Source organism: Chryseobacterium koreense CCUG 49689, from assembly GCF_001045435.1.
In the GTDB taxonomy this organism is placed as follows: domain Bacteria; phylum Bacteroidota; class Bacteroidia; order Flavobacteriales; family Weeksellaceae; genus Kaistella; species Kaistella koreensis.
In genome coordinates, this window is record NZ_LFNG01000009.1 from 23180 (window position 1) to 49988 (window position 26809).

At 39.9% G+C, this 26809-nt stretch carries 24 protein-coding genes; 18 read left to right on the plus strand and 6 right to left on the minus strand.

What is annotated here, in order from left to right:
- Positions 1–11 precede the first annotated feature (11 nt).
- From ACM44_RS07505 to ACM44_RS07525, 5 genes are all read left to right on the plus strand, one after another.
- Positions 12–1208 carry an efflux RND transporter periplasmic adaptor subunit gene (locus ACM44_RS07505; protein WP_048499416.1) on the plus strand — a complete coding sequence of 399 codons (1197 nt, stop codon included), beginning with the start codon at positions 12–14 and terminating at the stop codon, positions 1206–1208.
- 26 nt (positions 1209–1234) lie between these two features.
- Entirely contained in the window at positions 1235–1957 is a 723-nt protein-coding gene (locus tag ACM44_RS07510; protein ID WP_048499417.1) for a ZIP family metal transporter, read from the plus strand.
- Between the two features lie 65 nt (positions 1958–2022).
- Positions 2023–2439, plus strand: coding sequence for a Fur family transcriptional regulator (locus tag ACM44_RS07515; RefSeq protein ID WP_027376051.1), 417 nt, complete (start codon positions 2023–2025; stop codon positions 2437–2439).
- Positions 2440–2547: 108 nt separating this feature from the next.
- On the plus strand, positions 2548–4671 hold the full coding sequence (locus ACM44_RS07520) for a heavy metal translocating P-type ATPase (protein WP_083993670.1): 2124 nt from the start codon (positions 2548–2550) through the stop codon (positions 4669–4671).
- Between the two features lie 162 nt (positions 4672–4833).
- On the plus strand, positions 4834–5097 hold the full coding sequence (locus ACM44_RS07525; protein WP_206540190.1) for a hypothetical protein: 264 nt from the start codon (positions 4834–4836) through the stop codon (positions 5095–5097).
- A 319-nt stretch (positions 5098–5416) separates the two neighbouring features.
- Here ACM44_RS07525 and ACM44_RS07530 read toward each other — a convergent pair whose 3' ends face one another.
- The 3 genes from ACM44_RS07530 to ACM44_RS07550 form a co-directional block, all read right to left on the minus strand.
- Positions 5417–6295, minus strand: a complete 879-nt coding sequence (locus ACM44_RS07530; protein ID WP_048499418.1) for an SDR family oxidoreductase — start codon at positions 6293–6295, stop codon at positions 5417–5419.
- 230 nt (positions 6296–6525) lie between these two features.
- Positions 6526–9450, minus strand: a complete 2925-nt coding sequence (locus tag ACM44_RS07540) for a M16 family metallopeptidase (RefSeq protein WP_048499420.1) — start codon at positions 9448–9450, stop codon at positions 6526–6528.
- A 409-nt stretch (positions 9451–9859) separates the two neighbouring features.
- Positions 9860–11194, minus strand: a complete 1335-nt coding sequence (locus tag ACM44_RS07550) for a dihydroorotase (protein WP_048499422.1) — start codon at positions 11192–11194, stop codon at positions 9860–9862.
- Positions 11195–11322: 128 nt separating this feature from the next.
- On the opposite strand from ACM44_RS07550, the gene ACM44_RS07555 reads away from it, so the two are divergent.
- From ACM44_RS07555 to ribA, 9 genes are all read left to right on the plus strand, one after another.
- Positions 11323–12774 (plus strand): oligosaccharide flippase family protein, encoded by a 1452-nt coding sequence (locus ACM44_RS07555; RefSeq protein WP_048499423.1) that lies wholly within the window; start codon positions 11323–11325, stop codon positions 12772–12774.
- Between the two features lies 1 nt (position 12775).
- Positions 12776–13207, plus strand: a complete 432-nt coding sequence (dut, locus tag ACM44_RS07560; protein WP_048499424.1) for a dUTP diphosphatase — start codon at positions 12776–12778, stop codon at positions 13205–13207.
- Positions 13208–13248: 41 nt separating this feature from the next.
- Entirely contained in the window at positions 13249–14274 is a 1026-nt protein-coding gene (locus ACM44_RS07565) for a sugar phosphate nucleotidyltransferase (RefSeq protein ID WP_048499425.1), read from the plus strand.
- Between the two features lie 129 nt (positions 14275–14403).
- A complete protein-coding gene (locus ACM44_RS07570; RefSeq protein ID WP_048499426.1) occupies positions 14404–15198 on the plus strand; it encodes a DUF4292 domain-containing protein in 795 nt (264 codons plus the stop codon).
- Positions 15195–16778 (plus strand): murein hydrolase activator EnvC family protein, encoded by a 1584-nt coding sequence (locus tag ACM44_RS07575; RefSeq protein WP_048499427.1) that lies wholly within the window; start codon positions 15195–15197, stop codon positions 16776–16778. The genes ACM44_RS07570 and ACM44_RS07575 overlap by 4 nt, the downstream gene beginning before the upstream one ends.
- 33 nt (positions 16779–16811) lie before the next feature.
- Entirely contained in the window at positions 16812–17015 is a 204-nt protein-coding gene (locus ACM44_RS07580) for a twin-arginine translocase TatA/TatE family subunit (RefSeq protein ID WP_048499428.1), read from the plus strand.
- A gap of 12 nt (positions 17016–17027) precedes the next feature.
- The gene (locus ACM44_RS07585; protein WP_048499429.1) at positions 17028–17642 is read left to right on the plus strand and encodes a DUF4254 domain-containing protein; all 615 of its coding nucleotides are present in this window, start codon (positions 17028–17030) and stop codon (positions 17640–17642) included.
- The gene (locus ACM44_RS07590) at positions 17635–18108 is read left to right on the plus strand and encodes a hypothetical protein (RefSeq protein WP_048499430.1); all 474 of its coding nucleotides are present in this window, start codon (positions 17635–17637) and stop codon (positions 18106–18108) included. Before ACM44_RS07585 ends, ACM44_RS07590 begins: the two co-directional genes overlap by 8 nt.
- Positions 18109–18116: 8 nt before the next feature.
- Positions 18117–18749, plus strand: a complete 633-nt coding sequence (ribA, locus tag ACM44_RS07595) for a GTP cyclohydrolase II (protein WP_048499431.1) — start codon at positions 18117–18119, stop codon at positions 18747–18749.
- Here the strand turns inward: ribA and deoD are convergent.
- Both deoD and ACM44_RS07605 read right to left on the minus strand, forming a co-directional pair.
- A complete protein-coding gene (gene deoD, locus ACM44_RS07600; RefSeq protein ID WP_048499432.1) occupies positions 18746–19453 on the minus strand; it encodes a purine-nucleoside phosphorylase in 708 nt (235 codons plus the stop codon). The two genes, ribA and deoD, sit on opposite strands and share 4 nt — an antisense overlap.
- A 119-nt stretch (positions 19454–19572) precedes the next feature.
- On the minus strand, positions 19573–20097 hold the full coding sequence (locus ACM44_RS07605) for a hypothetical protein (RefSeq protein ID WP_048499433.1): 525 nt from the start codon (positions 20095–20097) through the stop codon (positions 19573–19575).
- A gap of 110 nt (positions 20098–20207) precedes the next feature.
- Here ACM44_RS07605 and ACM44_RS07610 point away from each other — a divergent pair, with 110 nt between their 5' ends.
- From ACM44_RS07610 to ACM44_RS07625, 4 genes are all read left to right on the plus strand, one after another.
- Positions 20208–21911, plus strand: coding sequence for a glycoside hydrolase family 3 protein (locus ACM44_RS07610; RefSeq protein WP_083993671.1), 1704 nt, complete (start codon positions 20208–20210; stop codon positions 21909–21911).
- A gap of 101 nt (positions 21912–22012) precedes the next feature.
- The gene (gene bshA, locus ACM44_RS07615; RefSeq protein WP_048499434.1) at positions 22013–23152 is read left to right on the plus strand and encodes an N-acetyl-alpha-D-glucosaminyl L-malate synthase BshA; all 1140 of its coding nucleotides are present in this window, start codon (positions 22013–22015) and stop codon (positions 23150–23152) included.
- 118 nt (positions 23153–23270) lie between these two features.
- Complete coding sequence (locus ACM44_RS07620; RefSeq protein WP_048499435.1) at positions 23271–24533, plus strand: DUF2851 family protein; 1263 nt, start codon at positions 23271–23273, stop codon at positions 24531–24533.
- Between the two features lie 80 nt (positions 24534–24613).
- A complete protein-coding gene (locus ACM44_RS07625; protein ID WP_048499436.1) occupies positions 24614–26302 on the plus strand; it encodes a putative transporter in 1689 nt (562 codons plus the stop codon).
- Between the two features lie 163 nt (positions 26303–26465).
- Here ACM44_RS07625 and yajC read toward each other — a convergent pair whose 3' ends face one another.
- Positions 26466–26798 carry a preprotein translocase subunit YajC gene (gene yajC, locus ACM44_RS07630; RefSeq protein ID WP_048499437.1) on the minus strand — a complete coding sequence of 111 codons (333 nt, stop codon included), beginning with the start codon at positions 26796–26798 and terminating at the stop codon, positions 26466–26468.
- Positions 26799–26809 lie beyond the last annotated feature (11 nt).

Here is a 26809-nt window from a genome sequence, read left to right on the forward strand (position 1 = left end):
GTTCAAAAATCATGAATAAATCAAAATATTTATATATCATCGTCTTAAGTTTTTTGTTATCAGCTTGTAATTCCGATAAAAAGGAAGAAACTACTGTAACTGCAAATGTAGAAGTTCCACACGATGCAAATAGTGTAGAATTCAGTGAAGCACAGTATAAAAGTGTCGGTATGGAATTGGGAAACATTACCAATACCAATTTATCCAATTACATAAAAGCCTCTGGTGCCATTGAAGTTCCACCACAAAATTTGACGAGCATCACCTCTTCTTTTGGAGGTCATGTAAAATCAATGAATGTGATTGAAGGAAAATACATTGGAAAAGGAACAGTAGTAGCAACCATAGAAAACCCAGAATTTCTACAAATTCAGCAGGACTACATGGAAAGCAATAGCCAGATGTCCTATTTAAGACAAGATCTCGCACGGCAAAAAGAATTAGTAAAAGAAAATATTGCAGCCCGAAAATCTCTACAACGTGCACAAAGCGAGTACAATAGTATGGCAGCAAGAGTTGCCGGACTAAGAGCGAGATTACAAGTTGCCAATATTAATCCAGCATCTGTTGCAAAAGGAAATATCTCTTCCCGTGCAAATATTTATGCACCACAAAGTGGATATGTAACGAAAGTTTATACTAATATCGGCAAATACGTTGGGACTAATGAGGTGGTGGCAGACCTTGCAAATACAAGTAATATGATGGTCAAAGTGCAAGTTTTTGAAAAAGATATTGCAAAAATAAAAGAAGGGCAAACCATTCGCTTTCAGGCTACAGGTGATAGCGAAGAAAAGATTGCAAAAGTTTATTTAATAGGAAAAGACATACACACCGACAGAACTGTAGATGTTTTAGCGCGAATTCAAAACGTCTCTCAAAATATTTTACCCGGAATGTTTGTAAATGCCATTATAGAACTTGGTTCTGCACAAACACCCGCATTGCCAGATGCTGCAATTGTAGGATCGGGAGGTAAAAATTTTATTTTTATTTTAGAGAAAACAGTAGAAAAATCTAAAGACAAAGATGGGACAGAAAAAGAAAAACAATATATCTTTCGCAAAGTAGAGGTGCAAACAGGTGTAAGCGAAAATGGTTTCACAGCAGTTACTTTGCCTGAAAAATTTAATGAATCCAGTAAAGTGGTTTTAAAAGGTGCCTATGATCTGCTTTCCAAAATGAATAATATGGAAGAAGAGGAATGATAATAAAAATCTAAAAAAATAAGGAAATGATCAGCCTTTCAAACATTTTATTATTCGCACTTATTCCTGTCGCCACTATGCTGATAGGAGGTGGAATTGCCATCTTTAAACAGCCATCGGGTAATGTGCGGAGTTTAATACTTCATTTCGCAGCAGGCGTAGTTTTTTCTGTAGTCGCAGTAGAAATTTTACCTGACGTAATAAAAATCCATAAAGCAGTGCAAACCATTATTGGCTTTGCACTGGGTTTTTTACTGATGATTTTTGTAAAAAAATTAACATCCAAAAGTGACACAATAGAAAATTCCTCTGGCAATATTCCGTGGGGTTTATTAATAGCGATTGGCGTAGATATTTTTATCGATGGTTTACTTCTGGGTATTGCTTTTCATGTAGGTAATACAGCGGGAATACTATTGGCAATTGCTTTAAGTTTAGAGTTGTTATCCTTAGGTATCGCTACGGCTTCCGAATTAGGGAGCAAAAATTTCTCTAATGGGAAAAAAATATTTTGGATCGGAATTTTAGCCTCACTATTCTTTATAAGTTCGCTTCTGGGGGCTACACTTCTTAATAATTTGAGCCACGGTGCGATGGAAATCGTGTTGTCTTTTGGCCTTGCAGCCTTACTATTTTTAGTTACCGAAGAATTACTGAAGGAAGCACACGAAGAAAGGGAAACCGTTTGGCATACTGCCGCATTTTTTGGTGGATTTTTATTATTTATGATTTTAGGAATGTACGCATAGAGGATGATATTTAATAATTTTCATAAAGCATTAATATCTAGTAGTTATTTTTAATAAATTTTAGAATGAACGCAATAGAGGAAAAATTAACTAAGAATGGCATTCGACCAACGGCAATGCGACTTTTGATCTATCAATTTATGGCGAAAACTAAGGTCGCTGTAGCACTCACAGATATTGAAAATAACTTTGCAAAAGCGGAAAGAACGACACTATTTAGAACACTAAAAACCTTTGAAGAAAAAGGAATTGTGCATCAAGTAGAAGATGGTACGGGAATATTTAAATATGCACTATGTGAACCGGGATGTAATTGTGCAATCAACCAAGATTTGCACTTGCATTTTCATTGCAATATTTGTAATGAAACCATTTGTCTGACGGAATATAAAATACCAACTATTAATCTGCCCGAAGGTTATATCTCAGAGGATGCGAATTTAGTGGTAAAGGGAATCTGTGAAAAATGCAGCGGTCAATAAATGCACTTCTGTTGCATCCTCTAAATAATTAATTTGCGCAAACTTTAAATGCCCCTTTTCCCAAACAATATAAAATTTTTAAAACATATTTAATAAATCGATAATATAATGAGAGATAAAAAACCACATATCCACATCTACGACGAAAACGGCAATCAGCTCTGCTGCACTCCTCAGGAAGGTAAAATATATAAAGATGCAGGAGCGGAAAACTTACTAGAAGAATCTTGTTGTGCGACTACCGATAAGGCGTACAATATTCAAAAGAAACCAACGGATAAAAAAAATGTACATTCTGCCGATGATGGTCATAATCATGACAGCGGTGGCGCAGAAGACGATCATGGTCACAGCCATGATAATACCGATAAATCAACCCTTCAGTTATTCTTGCCTGCAATAATTTCGTTCGTATTACTTATAGTTGGCCTCGCGCTGGACCATTTGCTCAAGCCCGCAGGGTTTGAGGGTTGGATCCGAATTGCGCTTTACAGTTTGGCATATATTCCCGTCGGATTACCCGTTATAAAAGAGGCGGTACAAAGTATTCGTTTTAACGATTTCTTTTCAGAATTCTTTCTGATGAGTATCGCAACAATCGGCGCTTTTGCCATTGGCGAATATCCCGAAGGCGTTGCGGTAATGCTCTTCTATGCAGTGGGTGAAATTTTTCAGACGCTGGCTGTGCAGCGAGCCAAAATGAACATTGCTTCCCTGCTGGATCAACGACCAGATGAAGTCACTATTTTAGAGGGCAACGTTCCAAAAACCATCAAAGCAGAATCAGCGGTAATTGGGCAGATCATCCAATTGAAACCAGGGGAAAAACTGGCTCTGGATGGCGAACTTGTTTCTGATTCAGCTTCCTTCAATACAGCGGCATTAACGGGTGAAAGTAAGCCAGATACTAAAAAGAAAGGCGAGGTCGTTCTCGCCGGGATGATTAATGTAAATTCCGTTTCCTTAGTTCAGATCAACACTGCTTATAATGATTCCAAACTTTCAAAAATCTTGGAACTGGTGCAGAACGCAACGGCACAGAAAGCCAAAACCGAGCTTTTCATCAGAAAATTTGCAAAAGTTTATACTCCAATTGTTGTATTTCTTGCCATAGCAATATGTTTGCTGCCTTATTTCTTTGTACAGGATTATGAATTTCGAACTTGGCTTTACAGAGCATTAATATTCTTGGTTATTTCCTGTCCTTGCGCCTTAGTGATTTCGATTCCGTTAGGTTACTTTGGTGGAATTGGTGCCGGAAGTCGGAATGGTATTCTTTTTAAAGGAAGCAATTTCCTGGATACTTTGGCTGAGATTAAAAATGTCGTAATGGACAAAACGGGAACCATGACGGAAGGAGTGTTCAAAGTCCAGAAACTCTTCATAGAACCTGGATTTGATGAAAAGGAAATACTCAAATATCTGAATGTTATTGAAAGCAAGTCTACACATCCAATTGCTACAGCAGTCCACGAATACGCTGGTGAGATTGATCATGCTGTAAGTATGGAAAATGTGGAGGAAATTTCAGGGCATGGCCTGAAAGCAACTATTAATGGAAAAGATTTCCTTGCTGGTAATTTTAAACTCATGGATAAATTTTCCGTTCCCTATACAGTGGATCACAAATCGGTTGCAGATACCCTTATTGCTGTGGCTTATGGAGGTAAATTTGCGGGCTATATCACCATTTCCGATAAAATTAAAGAAGATGCACAATCGACAGTGGATGCATTAAAGAAATTAGGAGTAAAAGTAACCATGTTGAGTGGTGATAAAACCACTGTAGTAGAAGAAGTCGCAAAACAGATTGGTATTACAGATTATTTTGGAGACATGCTACCGGAAGATAAGGTCAATAAAGTGAAGGAAATAAAAGCCAGAAACCAATCTGTAGCATTTGTAGGTGATGGCGTAAATGACGCACCGGTAGTTGCTTTGAGTGATGTGGGTATCGCGATGGGCGGCCTGGGAAGCGATGCTACAATTGAAACCGCAGATGTCGTCATCCAAGATGATAAACCCTCTAAGATTGCAATGGCTATTAATATTGGAAAGCAGACCAAAAAAATTGTTTGGCAGAATATCATTCTGGCATTTGCCGTAAAAGCCGTTGTTTTAGTTTTAGGAGCAGGAGGTTTGGCAACAATGTGGGAAGCTGTTTTCGCAGATGTTGGTGTGGCCTTATTGGCAATTTTAAACGCTGTAAGGATACAACGGATGAAATTTTAACGAACGCATCGAGTAAAAAATTTATCACTTATTATAAATTCTTATTTTAGTAATTGTTGGAAAATTTGACAGGGAGAATATCGAGAAAACTTATTTGGGCAGGCAAGCACTAAAAATGAGAGAAAAACTTTCAGTGCTGGTATCATGTACAAACTTCCGCTGTTGGTAGATTTGCAGGCAGAAATATTTACAGACGGTATTGTAAGATTCCAATTAAAGCGTGAAGATATTCCGCCAACGCCGCGTTTGCGCGGGGCATTCATGGTGAATACTGATAAGGAATATGGCTGGCCTCAAATACATCGTTACAAAGAATTTTGGTATATCCACACACTACGACAGCGATATGAGCTGGGGTGCGGAACTTACGCTGAATTTATTAAACAAGTTATTGATAAGTCTTCATTAGTGGAGTGCAACAGGTAAAATAGAGACCGGTTGCACTTTATTTTGCTCATACTAGCCCAGATATGCAATAAAGGATAGGAAAAAATACGTATTACGAAGAAAATTGAAGTATAAATTTTTAGTCCCTACTTCTAAAATCAGGGACTAAATCGGGGATTGTTTAATAGTTTATACGATGCCTTATCCTTTTATAAAATTAGCTAACTTACTTACTGTCAATAAAATGATGACGTACATTGCTTTATTGGTTTAAACAAATACTCCCTGTGGGTCTACAAATTTTGATCAAACGCTCTGATTTTCAGGGCGTTTTTTATTTTTTTGGCATAAATATTTCTCAATTTGATTTCTTCGCCTTAATCATCGCTTCCAGCATGTCCCACATTTCCTGAGGAATTTGCTCCAACATATTGAATTCCCCCGCTCCTTGTAGCCATTCCCCTCCATCAATGGTTACCACTTCGCCATTCATGTAAGCCGAATAGTCGGAAACCAAATAAGCAGCTAGGTTTGCCAGTTCCTGATGTTCGCCAACCCTTCTCAATGGCACCTTTTTCCGCATATCGAATTTTTCTGCCAAATCTCCAGGCAAAAGTCTTTCCCAGGCACCTTTCGTAGGGAACGGACCCGGCGCAATCGCATTAAAACGAATATTGTATTTCGCCCATTCCACCGCTAAACTTCTGGTCATAGCAAGAACTCCGGCTTTCGCACAAGCGGATGGAACTACATAAGCAGATCCGGTCCAAGAATAGGTAGTGACAATGTTGAGCACTGTTCCCGGAATTTTATTTTCAATCCAATATTTCCCGATGGAAAGTGTACAGTTCTTTGTTCCCTTCAAAACGATATCCAGAATTGAATCGAATGCGGAATGAGTCAGTCTTTCAGTAGGCGCAATGAAATTTCCGGCGGCATTGTTCAGCAAAATATCGATTTTTCCATATTCTTTGATCACCGAATCTTTCATGGCTTCCACTTCGTCCCAGTTTCTCACGTCGCATGAAACGCAAAGTACTTTTCCGCCGGTTTGTTCTTCCAGTTCCTTCGCAGTAGTTTGCAATTTTTCCAGATTTCTGGAAGTAATCACCACTTTAGCGCCGAGTTCGAGAAAATATTTGGTCATGGCTTTTCCCAATCCACTTCCGCCTCCGGTTACGATGGCGACTTTATCTTTTAGCGCTCCTTCCCGGAGCATTCCTTCTGTGTACTTCATTTTTAGTTGAGGTTTAAAGCCTGTCTGCCGACAGGTAGATTTCAGGTTTAAAGTTACGGATAAACAATGGATGCAAATAATTTTCTTTAATGCAAAACATATTACACCAGGAAATCCCGATCATCTTTTGGATTTGAATCTTTAAATTAAATAACCTTTTGGGATTTGCGACCAGGTTCAAAAAAAACTGCCCCAATTTCTGGAGCAGTTCAAAATGATTTTTCTGGGAATTAGTAGCCAAAAAGTTCTTCCAAAGAAATTTTCTTCACTTCGCCCAATTTCTTCATATCGTCCATATTTACCTTTTTTTCTGATGCAACCAAGGCATAGGTATAAGGTTTTCCGGAAATATTTGTGGCGTGGAACTTCTTCAGGTCATCCATTGAAATTTTATCTACACTGCTATAAACTTGTTTACGAATGTCGTCCTTCAATCCAAGTTGTTTCGCAGTCAAGTAACTGAAAATAATGTCGTCCTGCATAATTCGCTCGGTTTGGATATCTTTCTTCACAGAAGATTTCGCCAATTCCAAATTTACCGGAAGTTCTGGCATTTTGGTAAGAAGCTCGTTCATCGCCACAGTGGCTTCATTGAATTTATCTGCCTGACTTCCGACATAGCTCATCATATAATATTCATCGGTTTGCTTTGTTGGTTGCACATAAAATCCGTACGTACTGTATGCCAATGCTTTACTCTCTCGAATAGTCTGGAAGACAATCGATCCCATTCCACCGCCGAAATAGTTGTTGAAAACATTAACAATCGGCGTGTTTGCCGCATCATATTTGGAAGTGTTCCTGATCCATCTCGTTTCAGCCTGAACCATATCATAGTCCGTGAATAGAACCTGATTTTTGGTTTGTGGAATTTGCGCAAACGTTTTCAGCGGACTCGGTTGCACAAAATTTGCAGGAACTTTGTGGACTTTCTCCAATTTCGCAGTGAGATTTTTCAATGATTCCGGACCATAATAAATGACGGTTTGCTCATAATTGTTGAGGTTTTTCATCTTGTCCACCAATTCCTGTGCGGTAATTGCGTTTAACTCGGCATCAGAAAATGTGTTGTTGAATTTGTTTTTGGGACCGTAAAGCGCATAACTCGTCAAACCTTGCAGAATGGCGCCTTTGTTGGCTTTTGCATCTTTTCTTGCTTTGGAGATTCTCGCTTTCAAAGCAGCAAGTGCAGTTTCGTCTGGTCTTGCATTTAGTATCAAATCTTCATACAATTTCACAGCCTGGTCGAAATTTTCCTGAAGACCTTCAATTGTAACTGTAGTATATTCCTCTCCCGCTGCAACACTGAAACTGGAAGCAATTTTGTAGAAATCCTTCGAAATCTGTTCCGAAGATTTTTTGTCGGTTCCCAAAAACTGAAGATACTGCGCCGCCAAAGACTGCTTCAAATCGTTTCCTGTACCGATTTTGTATCGATAGCGTAATCTGTAAAGCTGGTTGTCTTTATTGGGAACATAAAGAACTTCCGCTTGTCCTAATTTGGATTTTTGAATGTCTTTATCAAAATCCAGGAAAACCGGCTCTGAGGCAGTTGCCGGTAAATCATTCACCGACTTTACAAAAGCGGATTGCTTGTCTGCATTGGTTTCTACCGGAGTAATGGCAGGTTTGTCAATTTTCTGGGAATCTTTGTTCTCGCCCTTTCTTTTTAAAACTGCAACATAATTATTTCCCAAATATTTATTGGCAAAGGCAACCACGTCTTCTTTTTTGATTTTGGAAAGGTCGTTTACATAAGCCACCTGGTCCTTCCAATCAATTTCGTCATTGAAAGCGCTTTGCAGAAGTCTAGCACGGTCGCCATATTTTTCAGTAGATTGGATTTTTTGCTTCTTAATGTTGTTTACAATCGATGGCAAAAGATCGGCATCAAAATTTCCTTTTTTAAGATTTTCGATTTCATTAAGCACCAATTTTTGCACCTCCTCCAAACTTTGTCCTGTAGTTGGAGCCGCATTCAGCCAAAGAACTCCATAATCCTGAAGGGTAAAAGTGAACGCGCTGGCTCTCAATAATTTCTGCTGCTTCACCAGGTTCAAATCCAGCAATCCTGCTTTTCCGTTCGTTAAGATCTCCCCTACCAAATCCGCCAGAAGCACGTCTTTATCCTTGTTTCCAGGAAGTCTAAATGCAATGCCGATATTTTCAGCATCCGGACCAATCACCTCTTTTACAATTGGAGCCGTGATCGGTTCTTCCGGTTGAAAAGTGTATTTCGGAACCGGCTTGCTTTGCATATAAGAGAACGTTTTGTCGATTTTTGCAATGGCCTGATCCGGATCAAAATCTCCAGACATGATCACCCCCATATTATTGGGGACGTAATAGGTATTGAAATATTTACGGATTTCTACAAGGGACGGATTTTTCAGATGTTCAATCGTACCGATGGTCGTTTGCTTTCCGTAATTGTGATTTTTGAAAAGATTTGAAAACAGGGTCTCGAAAACTTTGCTTCCATCGCTGTCCAAAGACCGGTTTTTTTCTTCATAAACCGCTTCCAACTCGGTATGGAAAATCCTAAGAACCGGGTTTCTGAATCGTTCACCCTGAACGGCGAGATATTTATCCAAAGAGCTTGAAGGCACATCATCGGTATAAACCGTTTCTTCAAAACTTGTCCATGCATTGGTCCCTTGAGCACCCATCGCAGTCATCATTTTGTCGTATTCGTTGGCGATGGCGTATTTGGATGCGACTCCGGAAACCGAGTCGATCTTTTTGTAGATTGCCTTCCTCTCGTTTTCATTTTTCGATTTGTTATACTGCTCGTAAAGCGCATCTATTTTGTCGAGTTCCGGTTTTTCTTTAGCCCAATCGAGCGATCCGTATTGATCTGTACCTTTGAAAAGCATGTGCTCCAGATAATGCGCCAAACCGGTATTCGTGGAAGGATCGGTCTTGCTTCCTGCCTTTGTCGCCACAAAAGCCTGAATTCTCGGGTCTTTCTTGGTGGGACTCAGAATTACGGTAAGTCCGTTTTTCAGCGTGTAGAAACGTGCCTGAGTGGGATCATTGGTCACATACCTGTAGGTGTAACCTCCGCTTTTAGCTTCTTTCCATTGGTATTCCTGCGCGTTTGCAGAAAACATGATTGCTACAGCAGAAAGCATCAATAATTTTTTCCTGATCATAATTTAATTGGAGTTGATATTTATTTATGTGTCTAAATTTTTGCCGAAATGTTTCACCAGCGGAAACTTCACTAAAATCCGATTTTATGTCAAAGCAGTTCCTCACTTCCATTTTACCATTATCGACAACGGATTCCAAAGATATCATAATTTTACCGAACTGGAAATCATTCCTTTAACAAAAAACCATAGTGCAATAACGTAAGAAAGCATTACTGAAAACCAATCCCAAAATAATAGCTTTCACAGGCTTTATGGTTTGATTTCTAGATTCAAAAATATAAACCAATTCTATTTGGACATGAGCAAAGTCCTAGTAAAAGTCCTGAGCTCCTGCTAAATCTGTGACAAATCCGCAAGGAAAACAGCCCCTAAAACCAACTGCAAATTAGTGGTCCTGTTACGGAAATCACCGGTCAAACAACAATCTTTCCCCATGTTTTTCCGCGGAAATATTCCCATTTTCATAAGCCAGAAAACCATTCACAAAAGTGTGGGTGACTTCTGAATGAAATGTGGTTCCTTCCAGTGGACTCCAACCGCACTTGTAAAGGATATTCTCTTTGGAAACCGTCCATTCGGCATTCAAATCCACCAAAACCAAATCGGCTTTGTAACCTTCTCGGATGAAGCCCCGTTTTTCAATTTCAAAAAGAATGGCCGGATTATGGCACATTTTATTCACGATTTTTTCAAGGGTGATGTGCCGCTTTCTGTGATTTTCCAACATCACCACCAATGCATGCTGCACCATGGGAGCTCCGGAAGGTGCTTTGGTGTAAACGTTTTGTTTTTCTTCCAAAGTATGCGGCGCGTGGTCCGTGGCAATCACATCAATTCTACCATCCAGAACCGCTTTCCAAAGTGCTTCTTTATCTTTTTCTGTTTTAATGGCGGGATTCCATTTGATCAAAGTTCCTTTCTTTTCATAATCCTCATTCGTGAAAGTCAAATGATGGATGCAGACTTCCGCAGTGATTTTTTTCTCGCTTAAGGGAATATCATTTCTAAAGAGTTCCAGTTCTTTCGCAGTAGAAACATGGAAAATATGAAGTCGCGCTCCCGTTTTTTGGGCAAGTTCAACCGCTTTTGACGATGACAAATAACACGCTTCTTCACTTCTGATCAAGTGGTGGTATTTCATCGGAATATCATCGCCATACTTTTCCCTATAAATTTCGGTATTTCTTCTGATTGTTCCTTCATCCTCGCAATGGACGCAAATCAACATTTTGCACTCGCTAAATATTTTCTCCAGGGTTTCCGGATTGTCCACCAACATATTTCCGGTGGATGATCCCAGAAAAAGCTTAATTCCGGCTACATTTCGCGGATTGGTTTTCAAAACTTCTTCCAGATTGTCATTGGTCCCGCCCATGGTGAAGGAGTAATTGGCAAAAGATTTTTCCTCCGCAATTTTGTATTTTTCCTCCAAAATTTCCTGAGTAACCGCATTGGGAACAGTATTCGGCTGTTCAATAAAACTGGTAATTCCGCCCGCAATCGCAGCTCTGGATTCACTTTCGATATCGCCTTTGATGGTGAGTCCCGGCTCCCGAAAATGCACCTGGTCATCAATAATTCCCGGCAAAAGATGTTTTCCGGTGGCATCAATCACTTTGTCGACTCCTACATCGGAAATAGAAGTCCCGATTTTTGAAATGATGTCGTTTTCGATGAGCAGATCACTTTTAAAATATTGATCCTCATTCACAATGGTGGCATTTTTTATAAGGGTTTTCATGAATTCTAACTTTGGATTTATTTCAGTGTAAATTTAGTCATAAAAACCACCACTCACCAAAGCAAACTCCCCAATCGTTTGGTGAGGAAATAAAACTAATAATTACCTTTGCGAAAAATATTTAGCAATTGTATAAGAAATTACTCGGACAAACTGCAATTTATGGATTAAGCACGGTGATAATCCGGTTATTTCCTTTCATAATAAGTCCTTTTGTAACCCATGCTTTTGGCCCGCAAGCACTGGCTCCTTTTATCGACTTCTATTCGGTGGCGGGAATCATCATTGTGCTTTTGTCTCACGGTATGGAGACGACTTTTTTCCGTTTCGCCGAAAAAGAAAACGACAGCCGAAAACTGATTTCTACCTCCACAATCAGCGTGGTGGGAGCTTCGTTTCTTTTCATGCTCTTCTGCTACATTTTCCGGCAGGATCTGGCAATCGCCTTCAAGACTCCCGACCAGGTTGACCTTTTGACGATGATGCTGTTCGTTCTCGGATTAGACGGTCTTTCCACCATGCCGTTCGTGATTTTAAGGAAAACGGGACGTCCAAAAAAATATGCCGCCATCAAGATCATTAATGGAATCATCAATTTCCTGCTGGTTGTTTTATTCATCGTGATTTTACCCACACTCGGCCAAAAAGGAATATTTGGATTCAGCTATGACAAAGACTTTGGAATTGGGTATGTTTTCGTGGCAAACCTCGTGGCGAGCGCCGTTACTTTCTTGCTGCTGTTTTCGGAATTAAAATCGGTTCGTCTCCATGCATTCAGCTGGGATTTATGGAAAAAGATGATGGCGTATTCCTGGCCAATCACCATCGCCGGTTTAGCTGGCGTCATCAACGAAACCATGGACAGACAGTTTCTAAAATACCTGCTTCCAGACGGCATCAATACCGAGCAAATGGCGATTTATGGTGCGGTTTGCAAAATTGTTACTTTTTTGACTTTATTTAGACAGGCCTACCTTTTGGGCATCGAACCCTTTTTCTTCGCTCATGCGAAAAATGAAAACTCCGGCCGTTCCTATGCGAAACTGATGGACATGTTTGTGATTATCAACAGTGTGACCTTACTCGCTCTTTGCGCAAATCTGGATTGGCTTGGTAAACTTTACCTTTCAAATCCGGCTTATAATGAAGGAATTCCCATAGTGCCAATCGTTTTGATGGCCGCTGTTTTCCTGGGAATATATCTCAACATGTCGGTTTGGTACAAACTTTCAGATAAAACGATTTATGGAGCCTATCTTTCGGTTTTAGGGGCGTTGGTCACCATTTTGGTGAACTTCTATTTTATTCCTAAATATGGATATTGGGCTTCAACCTGGGCTACTTTTTTAAGCTATTTTTCCATGATGACGGTGTCCTATTTTCTGGGGCAATATTATTATCCGGTTTCTTATAACATCAGGAAAATTTTGGGTTATTTGGGGTTGAGCATTTTGTTTTCCGTTTTGTCCTATTATGTATTTGATGGAAATTTATTTTTAGGAAACACATTATTAATCGTATTTTTAGCCCTGGTTATTTACCTGGAAAAAGACAACTTGCGCAAATTAAGAAACAGTTAGCATGAAAATTAGAATTATCAATAAAAGCAAACACGCTTTGCCAAAATACCAAACCGCAAGTTCTGCAGGAATGGATCTCTATGCAAATCTTGACGAAAGCATCACGATCAAAACATTGGAGAGAAAATTAATTCCGACCGGACTTTTCATTGAACTTCCGGAAAATCATGAAGCACAAATTCGCCCCAGAAGTGGATTGGCCATTAAAAACGGAATTACCGTCCTGAATGCTCCAGGAACTGTGGATGCAGATTACCGCGGCGAAATCGGGGTGATTTTAGTAAATTTGTCAAAAGAGGATTTCACCATCAATGACGGCGACAGAATCGCTCAAATGGTCATCGCCAAACATGAAAGTGCAATCTGGGAAGAAGTTTCAGAACTGAACGAAACCGAAAGAGGCGAAGGCGGTTTTGGAAGTACTTCAAAATAATTTCAGAATATACCAACAATTTAAAAAAAGTTAAAAAAACCATGAAGATCATCGTTCCGATGGCGGGAAGAGGTTCCCGTTTAAGACCACACACATTAACTGTTCCAAAACCACTAATCCCGATTGCCGGAAAACCAATTGTGCAAAGATTGGTGGAAGACATCGCGAAAGTAGCCGGAGAAAAAATTGACGAAATCGCTTTCATCATCGGTGATTTCGGCGCTGAAGTAGAAGAATCTTTGCTGAAAATTGCCGAAAAATTAGGCGCAAAAGGAAGTATCTACGTTCAGGATGAACCGCTCGGAACTGCACACGCGATCAAATGCGCGGAAAAATCAATGCAGGGAGATGTGGTAGTAGCTTTTGCGGATACTTTATTTAAAGCAGATTTCCAACTGGATAAAAATTCTGATGGCGTAATCTGGGTGAAAAAAGTGGAAGATCCCACCGCATTTGGAGTGGTGAAATTAGACGATTATGGTTTTATCACCGATTTCGTGGAAAAACCAAAAACTTTTGTTTCGGATTTGGCAATTATTGGGATTTACTACTTCCATTCTGCAGAAAAACTGATGGATGAAATCAACTTCATCATGAACAACAACATCAAGGAAGGCGGTGAGTACCAATTGACTACCGCACTTGAAAACCTTCGACAAAAAGGCGCAAAATTCTCTCTGGGGAAAGTCGATGACTGGATGGACTGCGGAAATAAGAACGCCACGGTGGAAACCAACGGAAAAGTTCTAAACTACGAAAAAGAAGGATTCTCCCAATTTCCCGCATCCGCAAAAATTGAGAATTCTCTCATCATTCCGCCATGTTTCATCGGTGAGAAAGTAACTATTTCAAACTCTAAAATCGGACCTTATGTTTCGATTGGCAACAACACGGCGATCATCAATTCCAATATCGATAATTCCCTGATCCAGGAAAACACGGTAATCGACCACGGTAACCTGAGCAATTCCATGATCGGCAGTTCCGCAAAATATTTCGGGGTTGCAAGAGAAATTTCCCTGGGTGATTTCTCCGTTTTGGATTTCCTCTCGAAAGATGTCGATTAAAAAGAAATTAGCTTCCGACCATTTCCAAAAACTTAAAACAAAAATCTCAAGCCAGGCCACACAAAACAATTTGTGTGGTTTGGCGTTAATATTGCAAAACTTTTGGCCACAACCTTTATCGCAAGAAAAATGAAGAAATATATTTTAGCGCTGTTGACATTGACATTCGTACTCTCATGTAAGACGAAATCCGCGGTCCAAGCACCAATCAGTACCACTACGCCGATCAGTTCCACCACTGAATTCTTTAACAAAATCAAAGCAAAACCGGATTTCCAGCAGGTGAAAATCAACTCCAGAGTCAGCGTGGAAACGGGAAATTTCATCCCAACTTTAGACGCAACCATCTATATTGAAAACGGCCAAAAAGTTTGGATGAATATGGTTGCCATCATTCTTAATGTCGGTCGTGGAATTGCAACTCCGGAAGGAATCCGCGGTTATGAAAAGTGGAACAGAACTTATATCGAATCCGATTTCACCTATCTGAACAACCTGATGAATGTGAATTTCATTGACTTTAATTCACTGCAAAATTTATTGCTGGGAAGAACGTTTATTCCAGTAAATGAGAAAGATTTCGTGCTCACCAAAAATGCGCAGGGCTACAACTTGAGTTCCACGAAAAATCTTAGGATTGAAAACAAAGATAAAATCTCGGAATATGCAGTTTCCCTGGATTATTCAGCCGATTTCGATTTGATGAGGGTCAACCTGAATGAAACCAAGACGGGCGACAATCTAGAGATCACGTATGCAGACTATGAGTATTTTGAAAATATGAAAATGCCAAAAAATGTTAAAATAATTATAAAAGGTGCAAAAACAAGTCAGATTTTAATGGAAAATACGAAATTTGACAGTTCTAGAATGGACACCCCTTATTCCGTCCCAAATAATTACACGAAAACTGAGATTAGATGATTAAGAAAATAGGCTTTTTAATGGGAATTTTCATGTTCGGAATTTTGTCTGCCCAGAAAAAGGAACAACTTCAAAAGCAAAATGCGGAATTGAAAAAACAAATCGCCGCAATCAACTCCAATCTGGCAAAAACTCAGCAACAATCAAAACTATCCATTGCCTATCTGAACGATGTGAACAAAAAAATTCAGCTTCGCGAAAAGGTTTATTCCAATACCCAGAAAGAAAAAAGGCTGATTGAAGACGATATTTATCTTCGTCAGCTGGAAATTAACCGCCAGAATCGGGAACTTGCGGTCTTAAGAAAAAATTATGCGGAAGTTTTAGTTAAAGCCTACAAAAACAAAGGGGTACAAAACAAAGTGACCTTTATCTTATCCTCCAAAAATCTTGGTGAAGCGCTGCGAAGAGTTCAGTATTTAAAAGATTATGCGGATTACCAGGATAAAAAAGCTGCAGAAATTTCTGATGCCGCCGAAAAGTTAAAGCAGTTCATCGCACTAAGACAAAAATCTGTGAAGGATAAGGAAACCATCCTCACCAACCAGCAAAAAGACTTGCTCACCATAGAGGCTGAAAGAAAGCAGAAAGAAGCACTTTTGGAAGAATTCAAGAAAAATGAAGTGCAGCTAACCGCGGAATTGAAACAAAAACAAGCGGAATCCAAAAAACTTGAAGGGCAGATCCGATCAATTATTGCCGAGGAAATCAGAATTGCCAAAGCCAATGAAGAGGCCAGAAAAAAGGAAGAAGCAGAAAAAATCCGTTTAGCCAAAATAGCCGCCGAGAAAGAAAAAGCAAGGATTGAGGCGGAAAACAAGGCGAGATTGGAAGCTTTGGCTCTAGAAAAGAAAAAAGCTGATGAAGAAGCAAGGAGATTAAAAGATATCGCAGACAAGAAAGCCGCTGAGGAAGCAGAAAAAGCCAGAATTGCTGCTGCCGCAGATGCCAAAAAAACAGAAGACTCCAGAAAAGCTGCAGACGCTGAAAAGGCTGAAGCGCGAAGATTAGCCGCGGCAAAAGAAGCTGCAGACGCCGCAGCAAACGCAAAAGCCGCAGCAAATAAAGCAGCAGCAGCAGGTGCAGCAGAAGCAAATTTGGCCAAGAAAAATGAAGACGAAAAGAAAGCCGCCGAAACCAAAGTAATGACCAATTTCGGGGTGAACTCCGCAGTGGGAAGCAATTTCGCCGCCAATAAAGGCAGAATGAGCATGCCGGTTTCGGGTACGATTACCCACCGTTTCGGAAGGCAGCCGCATCCGGTTTTCAAGAATATCGTGGAGGAAAACAATGGAGTGAAAATTGCAGTAGCCAAAGGAACTGTGGCGAAATGCATCGCTCCTGGAACCGTTTCTAGGGTGGTTGCTTCCGGTGATGGATCCAAAACCGTGATCGTAAAACACGGTGATTATTTCAGCATTTATGCAAATCTAGCTTCCACAATGGTTTCCGCAAATCAAAATGTTGCGGCGGGAACTTCTATCGGGACCGTTGCGGAAGATTACGACAGTACTTATACCCTTGATTTCCAGATTTGGTACGGAAGTAACCCGGTTGATCCGATGGGTTGGGTAAATTAAAAAATAACTTTAACTTTACAGAAAATTTCAACAATGTTTACACTAACAATATTAGCGCTTTCTTGGCAACACCTTTTGATTGTCGCACTGCTTTTGCTCGTACTTTTCGGTGGAAAGAAAATCCCTGAAATGATGCGCGGTCTAGGTTCCGGAATCAAAGAATTTAAGGATGCGGTAAAAGAAGAAGACAAGAAACCGGCAGACGAGCCGAAGTCTAATTCAGAAAAAACCAACTAAAAAATTTCGAGCATGGATTTTTGCGAAAAAGCTTGGAAGATTTTTGATCAGTCGATTTCGGACTATCATGTGAAAGATGATGTGGACTCCGAGGTAAACAATCCTTTTGAAAATGGGAGTTTGGAACACCTTTTGTATGCAAAGAATTGGATTGACACCGTTCAATGGCATTTGGAAGATATTATTCGTGATGAAAATATCAATCCGGTTGAAGCTTTAAAAATTAAAAGAAGGATAGACTCTTCTAATCAGAAAAGAACTGATTTAGTGGAGTTTATCGACAGCTGGTTCTTACAAAAACACATTAATATCACTCCAAATTCCGATGCAAAAATCAACACGGAAACTCCAGCTTGGGCAGTTGACCGGTTATCGATTTTGGCGCTGAAAGTTTATCACATGGCACTAGAAGCCAATAGAGAGTCCGCCACTGAAGAACACAGAGTAAAATGCACAGAAAAGCTGAATGTCTTGCTCGAGCAGAAAAAGGATCTCTGTGAAGCGGTAAACCAGTTGATTTTTGATATTGAGAGCGGTAAAGTTAAGATGAAAGTATACAAACAGATGAAGATGTATAACGATGAAAGTCTTAACCCGGTCCTTTATCAAAATCAGAAAAATGGCTAAGTTCAACGTAGGTTTCTCTTTCATCATATTTCTTGCTGTTTCTTGCTCAATAGAAAAGGTAAATCTTTCTCCGGTAACCGAATCTTCCCTTACCAATCAGGGACAAAGCAAAACGGTTAAAGCCAGTTACGATACCAAGAAAAACATCATTGTCTATTCCTCAGCGATTTCTAATTTGATAGCTACATTTCCAAAATTCAGAAATGAAGCGGTGAACAAGGAAATCGCAAATCTAAAATTTCACCTTAAGGATTATCTTGATGCGATGGAAGCCTACAATATCAATGGCATGGACAGATCTCAGCGGAAATACGAACAGGCCTACAAAAAAATTCAAAGTCTTAGAAAACATCTTAAACACGATGAAGATCAGGTACTTAACCGGTATCTGGTAAGCATTAAGACCAACATTTCACTTTTGGCAAGCAACTTTCCAAAAGATTCACTACCTTCGAGTAAAAATTAAGAACCTTCATGTTACAAATCCAAGCTGAAGCCAATGTACCTACAGATTATGGGTCTTTCAGAATCATCGCCTTTGCAGAAAATGAATCCGATTGGATGCCACATATGGCGATTGTGGCTCAACATACCGATTTCACCAAACCTGTAAATGTCCGAATCCATTCGGAATGTATCACTGGCGAAGTCTTCCATTCCAGAAAATGCGAATGTGGGCAGCAACTAGATACCGCCATGAAATACATTGAGGAGCACGGAGGAATCATCGTCTATTTGAGGCAGGAAGGAAGAAACATTGGAATCATCAACAAACTTCGCGCATACTCCCTTCAGGAAAAAGGTTTTGATACCGTGGAAGCCAATGTGAAACTGGGACTTCCGGCAGATGACCGGGATTTCAATGAAGCCATAGAGATTTTAAATATCTTAGGCGTCAAAGACATCAACCTTCTGACCAACAATCCCGAAAAACTGCAAGGAGTACAAAGTAGCAATATTCACCTCAATAAAAGAATTCCTCTGCAGATTCATTCTACAGAGGAAAGCAAAGGTTATTTGGAGGTGAAGAAAAATTTCTTCGGGCACCTTTTAATCGATGAGGACAATAAAAATTTCGACAATCCCTCAACCGAAATAGCGGATTAAAGCTTCAATGCTGATTCCAGAGCGAGTTCCATCATTTTTCTAAGCGCAGTTTCCCTTTCATCTGCAGAAATCTGTTCGCGCGTGGGAATGATGTCTGAAACAGTGAGAATCGTGGAGGCGTTTTTGCCAAGATATTTGGCGTTGGCAAATAAAGCAAAAGCTTCCATTTCAACGGCAGGACAATTGTATTTTTCAGCCACCGCGGGAATTGCCGGATCTTTCCGGTAAAAAATATCGCTCGTGTGAATATTCACCGACTTGATGTTTATCGCAAGTTCATTTGCCGTTTCATTGATTTTTTCAAAGGATTTTCCCTGGTTCTCAATGAGTTCTCCTTCGATTCCCCAAGCGAATTTTGCATAGGTGGATTCGCTCGCCGCATTTTGCACATTCAAAACGTCAAACAATTTCAGCTCATTGGTATATGCGCCGCAAGTTCCAATTCTGATGATGGTTTCCACATCAAATTCCGAATAGAGTTCATAAGAATAAATCCCAATACTTGGAATCCCCATTCCACTTGCTCCCACCGAAATTTCCTTTCCCTTAAAAAGCCCCGTGTAATAATAAATATTTCTGGTTTTACTGACCAACTTCACTTCAGACAAATAATTATCTGCAATAAACTTTGCGCGAAGTGGATCTCCAGGTTGCAAAACCGTTTTGGCAATTTCACCTTTTTTTGCTGCGATATGTACGCTCATAATTTTTCATTTTAAAGAGAAAGTAAAATTACTGATTTTTATGCAAAGTCCCATTATCAACGGAACAAACCTGAAGGAAAACCTCCAGGTTTTGTGGTTGCAGGAATGGCTTTCAGTGATTAGAAACTTTTCACTTTTGACTCGTCAATATGATAAAACTTAATGACACTGTTGTAATCGCTATAGTCCAAATTTGCATTTTTCCCCTGTGATGCCGGAATCAGAACAATCCTGAAAGTCTGGTTATTCATGTAAGAATTAGCTTCGGCGGAGGTCATTGTCGCGGGATCAAAATTAGTGTCCGCATAAATTTCCACATTTTTAGTGTCGAAAAGAAAACTGTATTTAATAGAACGATTATTGGTCAAATTCACCGTATCCGGTAGGATTTGCCAAACCGGAGCACCGGAACTTCCGGTATTGTATCTCCTATAAACCAGCACCACATTGGTCGCGGCATTGGTGATTCCCACACTGATTGTGTACTGGTTTGCCGCATTAAAGCTACCCGAAACATCTCCCATGATTGGATAGGTGTCATTATCTTGCTGCGGCGGCGCCACGGTTGTTGTTCTATCCACACAGCTGGAAAGTGTTCCCACTGTTGCGATTGCCATTCCGAAAAGTAAAAGATATTTTCTCATTGTTTAAAATTTTTCATTGTTTATAGTGAATAAGTCAAGATGTATGCCACGATTTGCAGCCAATTGAATTTTAAAAATTGTATTTTTGTTCGATGCTCTAAACTTAGATAATGAAAAATTTAAAAAGTAAAATCACCTTATTTATATTCCTCTCTTTTTGCCTTAAAATCAGTGCTCAATATCAACCAAAAAACCTTTCTAAATCAGATTTAAAGAAAGCAAACGATTGGGTAGAAAAAACCTACAACTCACTTTCTCAGGATGAAAAACTGGGACAGCTTTTCATTATTGCGCTTTATACGAACAAAGGCGAAGATTATATAGAGAACGTCAGAAATATTGTAACGAATGAAAAAATAGGAGGTTTGATTCTGATGCAGGATGATGCGGCGCGAGAAATTGACTTGGTGAATGAATTCCAATCGAAATCAAAAGTTCCGTTAATGATCGGTATGGATGCGGAATGGGGACTTTTCCAAAGAATTGCTACGGCGCATAAATTTCCCTGGGCGATGACTTTGGGAGCGATTCAGGATAAAAGTTTAATCAAGGAAATGTCCGCAAAAATTGCAGAAGATTGCCACAGAATGGGCATCAATTGGGATTTCGCACCTGTTGTTGATGTGAACACGAATCCGAATAATCCCATTATCGGAAACAGAAGTTTCGGTTCAGAAGTTTCGAATGTGGTAACTTCCGCACTCGCCTATTCCGAAGGTTTACAGGATCATCAGATTTTAGCGGCGATCAAGCATTTCCCGGGACATGGCGATACCGATACCGATTCCCATCTGGATTTGCCGGTGGTTTCCCACGATCTAAATCGCTTGAACTCAGTGGAAATCGCTCCATTCAAAGCATTGATGGACAAAGGAATCGGCGGAGTGATGGTGGCACATTTATACGTTCCCGCTTTAGAATCCGGCAAAAATATTCCGGCTTCTATTTCAAAAAATGTCATCACTGGTTTGCTGAAGGAAAAACTTGGGTTTAAAGGCCTCATCATCACCGATGCTTTGAACATGGGCGCGGTCGCAAAACGCTATAAACCGGGAGAACTGGATGCACTCGCTTTCAAGGCAGGAAACGACATCATGCTTTTTTCGGATGGGGTGAAGGAAGGAAAACGGTTGATTCAAATGGCCATCGACAAAAATGAAATTTCCCCAAACCGAGTGGAAGAAAGTGTGAAGAAAATTCTTTTGACCAAATACTTTTTAGGCTTAAATGAATACCAACCGAGAAATCCGGAAAATATCAATTACGATCTGAACAATGATTCCCACAAGAAAATTGTGCAGAAAATGTATTCGAACGCTTTGACTTTGCTGAAGGACGAAAAGAAACTTTTGCCTTTGAGCTGCAAAGAAACCTACTACTTTGTCCCACTCGAAGAAGCACCTTATCAAACTTTTTTAGACCAAATGAATTTGGGGGCCACCGTCATCATCAAAAAGCCGGAAGAAATCTCAACAATTCCTACGAATTCTAAAGTAATCGTGGGTTTACATAAAGATAATTCTTCAGCCTATAAACCCTATAAAATCTCCGATTCCTCAAAAAAGATTTTAGCTGATTTAAGTAAAAATCAAAATGTGATTCTAAACGTTTTCGGTTCCGCTTACGCTTTGAAAGACGTGGATATCTCCAATGTTTCAACGGTTTTAGTAGCTTATGAAAACAACGAGGATTCGATGATTTCAACTGCAAATGCGCTGAACGGAAAAACTAAAATCTGGGGAAGACTGCCTGTTTTGGTGAATGATCAACTGAAAGCGGGAATGGGAATTGATTTGGATGCAAAAAAGAAATAATGCTGAAGAAGATAAATCCACCACTAAAAGGACAAATGGTTGGTACACAATATGGAATAACACCATTTTTAATTAATAATTTAGTTTAAGAAAACATACTCATGAAAATCGGAATACTCTGTTACCCAACCTACGGCGGAAGCGGAATCGTAGCCACAGAACTCGGAATGTCGCTTGCCAACAAAGGTTATGAGGTTCACTTCATCAGTTCTGCGCTTCCTGCACGTCTAGACATTACGAATCCCAATATTTTTTTCCATAAAGTCAATGTCCAGACTTACCCACTCTTTCAATATCAACCGTATGATATCGCGTTGAGCTCGATGATTTACCGCGTCGTGAATCTCTATAAACTGGATTTGCTCCACGCACATTATGCGATTCCGTATGCGTATGCGGCATTCACGGCGAAACAAATGCTGAAGGAGGAAGGAAAAGATATTCCTTTGGTCACCACGCTACACGGAACAGACATCACTTTGGTCGGCCAACATCCCAGTTACAAGCATGCGGTGGAATTCTCCATCAACCAGAGTGACACGGTGACTTCCGTTTCCGAGAGTTTAAAGGCGGACACCCTGAAATTCTTTAACATTAAAAAAGAAATACAGGTAATCACGAACTTCATAGACAACAATGATTTCAACAATATCGACTGCTGCCAAAGAAATCAGTTTGCCAACGAAGATGAAAAAATCCTGATCCACGTTTCGAATCTTCGCCCCGTAAAGCGTGTGGAAGATGTTTTGCAGATCTTTAAGAATGTAAATTCCAGAATAAAATCCAAACTCATCATCATCGGCGAAGGTCCAGATATGGAAAAGGTCAACGCGTTTATGGAAGAAAATCCAGACCTCATCGGCAAAATCCGCTTGCTCGGAAAAGTGAACGACCTGTACAGAATTCTGCAGCTTTCAGATGTTTTCCTACTTCCTTCCGAGCAGGAAAGTTTCGGTTTGGCGGCACTGGAAGCTATGGCTGCAAGCACGCCTGTTATTTCTTCCAATGCAGGTGGAATCCCGGAAGTCAATATTCAAGGTGAAACCGGCTATCTGGCAGAAATTGGAAATGTGGAAGCGATGAGCAACTACACCATCAAACTATTGGGTAACGAAAAACTCCTGGCAAAAATGAAACACAACGCCAAAGAACAGGCGCTAAAATTTGACCTGAAAAACATTTTGCCCCATTATGAAAAGATGTATGAAGAAACCTTAAAACATTTCAAAGCACAAACGTAATCGTTTCAGATTACTCTTTATTCGGAGCATTGCCGCGAATCCACCAATGAAAATTAGTGCATTTTGCGGCATTTTCATTTTCATATAATTCATTATCTTTAAAGTAAATTTTTTCGCAGTGAACGAAAAGTTGATTCAATACCTATGGAATTTCAAGATTTTTAAAAATTTTGATTTTAAGGACGTGGAAGGAAATGAGCTGCAAATCCTCAATTTCGGGAAGTGGAATTTTGATTCCGGACCGGATTTCCTTTTAGGTAAAATTAAAACGAAAGATTTAGTTTTAGCAGGAAACATAGAATTGCATGTAAAGTCTTCAGACTGGATTTTTCACCAACATTCCGGAAATCCAGAGTTTGAAAACCTCATACTTCATGCAGTTTTCATCAACGATGTGGAAATTGCGGAATTGAAACAGAAAAATATTCCAACCCTGGAACTGAAAGAATACATCGACGAATCCCTGCTTTGGAAATATGAGTCGATGCTCAAAGAAAACCAGTTCATCGCATGTGAAAGGATTTTTGTCCCGGAAAAAATTCCGTTTCATTTCTGGGAAGAATCCCTGCTGAAAAAACTTGATGAAAAATCCACCGAGATCGAGGAATCCCTAAAACTGAACCAAAATAATTACGAAGCGGTTCTGTTTCAAAATCTTGCTTATGCGTTTGGTTTAAAAGTTAATGCACCCATTTTCAAACAGATAGCGGAAAGTCTGGATTTCATCACCGTCAATAAGATCCGGCAGAATTTAACCCAACTTGAAGCATTGTTTTTCGGGATGAGCGGTTGGTTGAAAAATCCCGAAGACGAACAAATGAAGGTCTGGAAAAGGGAATTCGATTTTTTGAGCGCTAAATTTAATCTGCCGCAAATCACCTTTAACCCCAAGTTTTCAAAACTTCGACCTCCGAATTTCCCTACGATAAGGTTATCGCAGTTAGCTTCACTGTATCATTTGAATCAAAACCTGTTTTCCAAATTAATTTCTGCGAAGAAAATAACTCAGATTTATGAAATTTTCGAAAATGTAAAAGCAAGCGAGTATTGGAACAACCGATTTAATTTTGGGAAAATTTCCCCTGTAGAAGGCGAAAAGGCTTTAACTAAAGATTTCGTTGATCTGGTTTTAATCAACGCAATTTTACCCGTAAAATACACTTACCACAAAAATTTTAATGAAAACATCAACGATGAAATACTGGATTTTTACCGAAATATCTCCCCCGAAAAAAACACCGTGATCGAAGGTTGGAAATCATTAAAAATTCCCGTAGAAAGCGCGTTAGAAAGTCAGGCGTTGCTGTTTCACCACAAAAACTATTGCCAGAGGAAAGACTGCCTGAATTGTGGAATCGGACTTCAGCTTTTAAAAAAGTAAAACATCCAAACTGACAAACTTCACTTTCGGTTCACACGCAATCATCGCTTTTAACCTTAATTTTGTATAAAATATCCGCTATGTTCGACTGGCTAAAAATATTACTGCTTCCGGCTGAAAACCCCACCGTTACGCAATCCATCGTGGCGATTATGCTTGCGATCGGAATGGGGATTTTCTTCGGCAGATTGAAATTGGGAAAAATCACATTCGGCGTTTCTGCGGTGATGTTTACCGGATTGCTTTTAGGTCATTTTGGCTATCGAATCAATCAGCAGATTTTGGATTTCATCAGGGATTTCGGGTTGATTTTATTTGTTTACGGAATTGGATTACAAGTAGGTCCGTCATTCTTTTCGTCCTTTAGAAATGAGGGGTTGAAGTTTAATATTCTCGCCGTTTCCACTGTTCTTTTGGGTGGAGTTGTCACGGTCATCCTGTATCAGTTCACCGGTTTGAAAATCGAAGATTTGGTGGGGATCATGAGTGGTTCTGTGACCAACACTCCAGGATTGGGAGCAGCTAAAAACACCATTGAGGAAATTAAAAACTCCTTTCCTGAAAGGGATTTCAACGATCCGACCATCGGTTATGCGATCACCTATCCGCTCGGAGTTTTCGGGATTATAGGCACCATTATCTTTTCCAAGTTTTTGCTCAAAATCCATAACGATACCGAAATGCGGCAGTTCAGGATATCGAAAATCAATCGCGAACTGCCTTTGATCCATAAAAAAATGCGCGTTACCAATCCTGAATTTTTTGGAAAAACGATTCACCAGGTGATGAAGGAATTGGGAAAGGAAATCGTGATTTCCAGACTGAAACACAGCGGAAGTGAAGCGGTGAAATCCCCTACTTTGGACATGGAACTTCGGGAGAGAGACGTTCTGATGTTGGTGGGAATTGAAAAAGAGGTGGACGAATTTATTGAAAAAGTGGGGCGTCCTTCAACCGATTTGTTCATTGAATCGGATTCAGACTTGCGCAAAAAAAATATTTTCGTCACCAAAGATTCTGCTATCCATAAAAATCTGGCTGAACTCGATTTGTTCAACACCTATGATTTAAAGGTAACACGGGTTTTCCGAGCGGGCAGAGAAATTTTACCGAGACCGTCATTAGAATTGTACTATGGCGACAAATTGCGGGTGATTGGTTCTGACGAGGCGATTGCGGAAGTAGAGAAAATTATCGGAAACTCCGAAAAGAAATTGCTGGAGCCGGATTTTCTGTCACTTTTTGGCGGGCTGTTTTTGGGGGTGCTTTTAGGTTCTATTCCCATTGTTATTCCAAGTCTTCCGGTTCCCATCAAACTGGGTTTTGCAGCGGGACCTTTGATTGTGGCGCTTTTGATTTCCAGATACGGCGGCATATCTTTCATTCATTCTTACATCAATAATGGTGCGATTTACTTCATGAAAGATTTCGGAATCTGCCTGTTCTTTGCGGCGGTCGGAATTCATGCAGGTGAAGGTTTCTACGAAAACTTCATCAAGTACAACGGCTGGAATTGGCTGCTTTTCGGTTCCGCGATTACGTTCATTCCTTTGGTCGCGATGGTCATCGTAGGAAGGTTTTTGATGAAGATCAATTTCCTTCAACTGGCGGGAATAATGAGCGGAAGCTATACTGATCCGGCGGCGCTTTCTTTCAGCACTAATTATTTGGATTCCGATATTCCGATCCAGAGTTACGCGCAGGTTTATCCTTTGGTCACGATTTTCAGGATTTTTGTGGCGAGTTTGCTGATTTTGATTTTTTCGTAATATGAATTAACTGCAGAAATGACGTTTCGAGTTTCCCGCAAATCTCAAAGTCATGTGGATTCTGAACATATCACTCATGAACTGGTGACCGCCATAATCTGCGAACCTATGAAAACAAAAAAGCAACCGAAACCGATTGCTTTTAAATATCATTTTGAAGTTTTTACTTCTTTTCTTCCTCACTATTATCCGGAAATCTCTGCTGTGTAAATTCTCTGGAAATTGCTGCTTTTTCGAATTTTAATTTTCCTGAAAGCGTTTCAATTATAACTCCATCATCTTGGATTTGTGAGATTCTTCCGTGCATTCCGGAGGTGGTAACCACTCTGGTTCCCACTTTCAGTGATTCCTGGAAGTTTTTTTCTTGCTTCGCCTTCTTCATCTGTGGACGGATCATCAGAAAATAGAATCCCACGAACATGGCGCCCATCATCAAAAGTGTAGGCATCATGGAGCTTTCTGGCGCTCCTGCTGCCTGTAAAAATATTGTTATCATTATGAAATTTT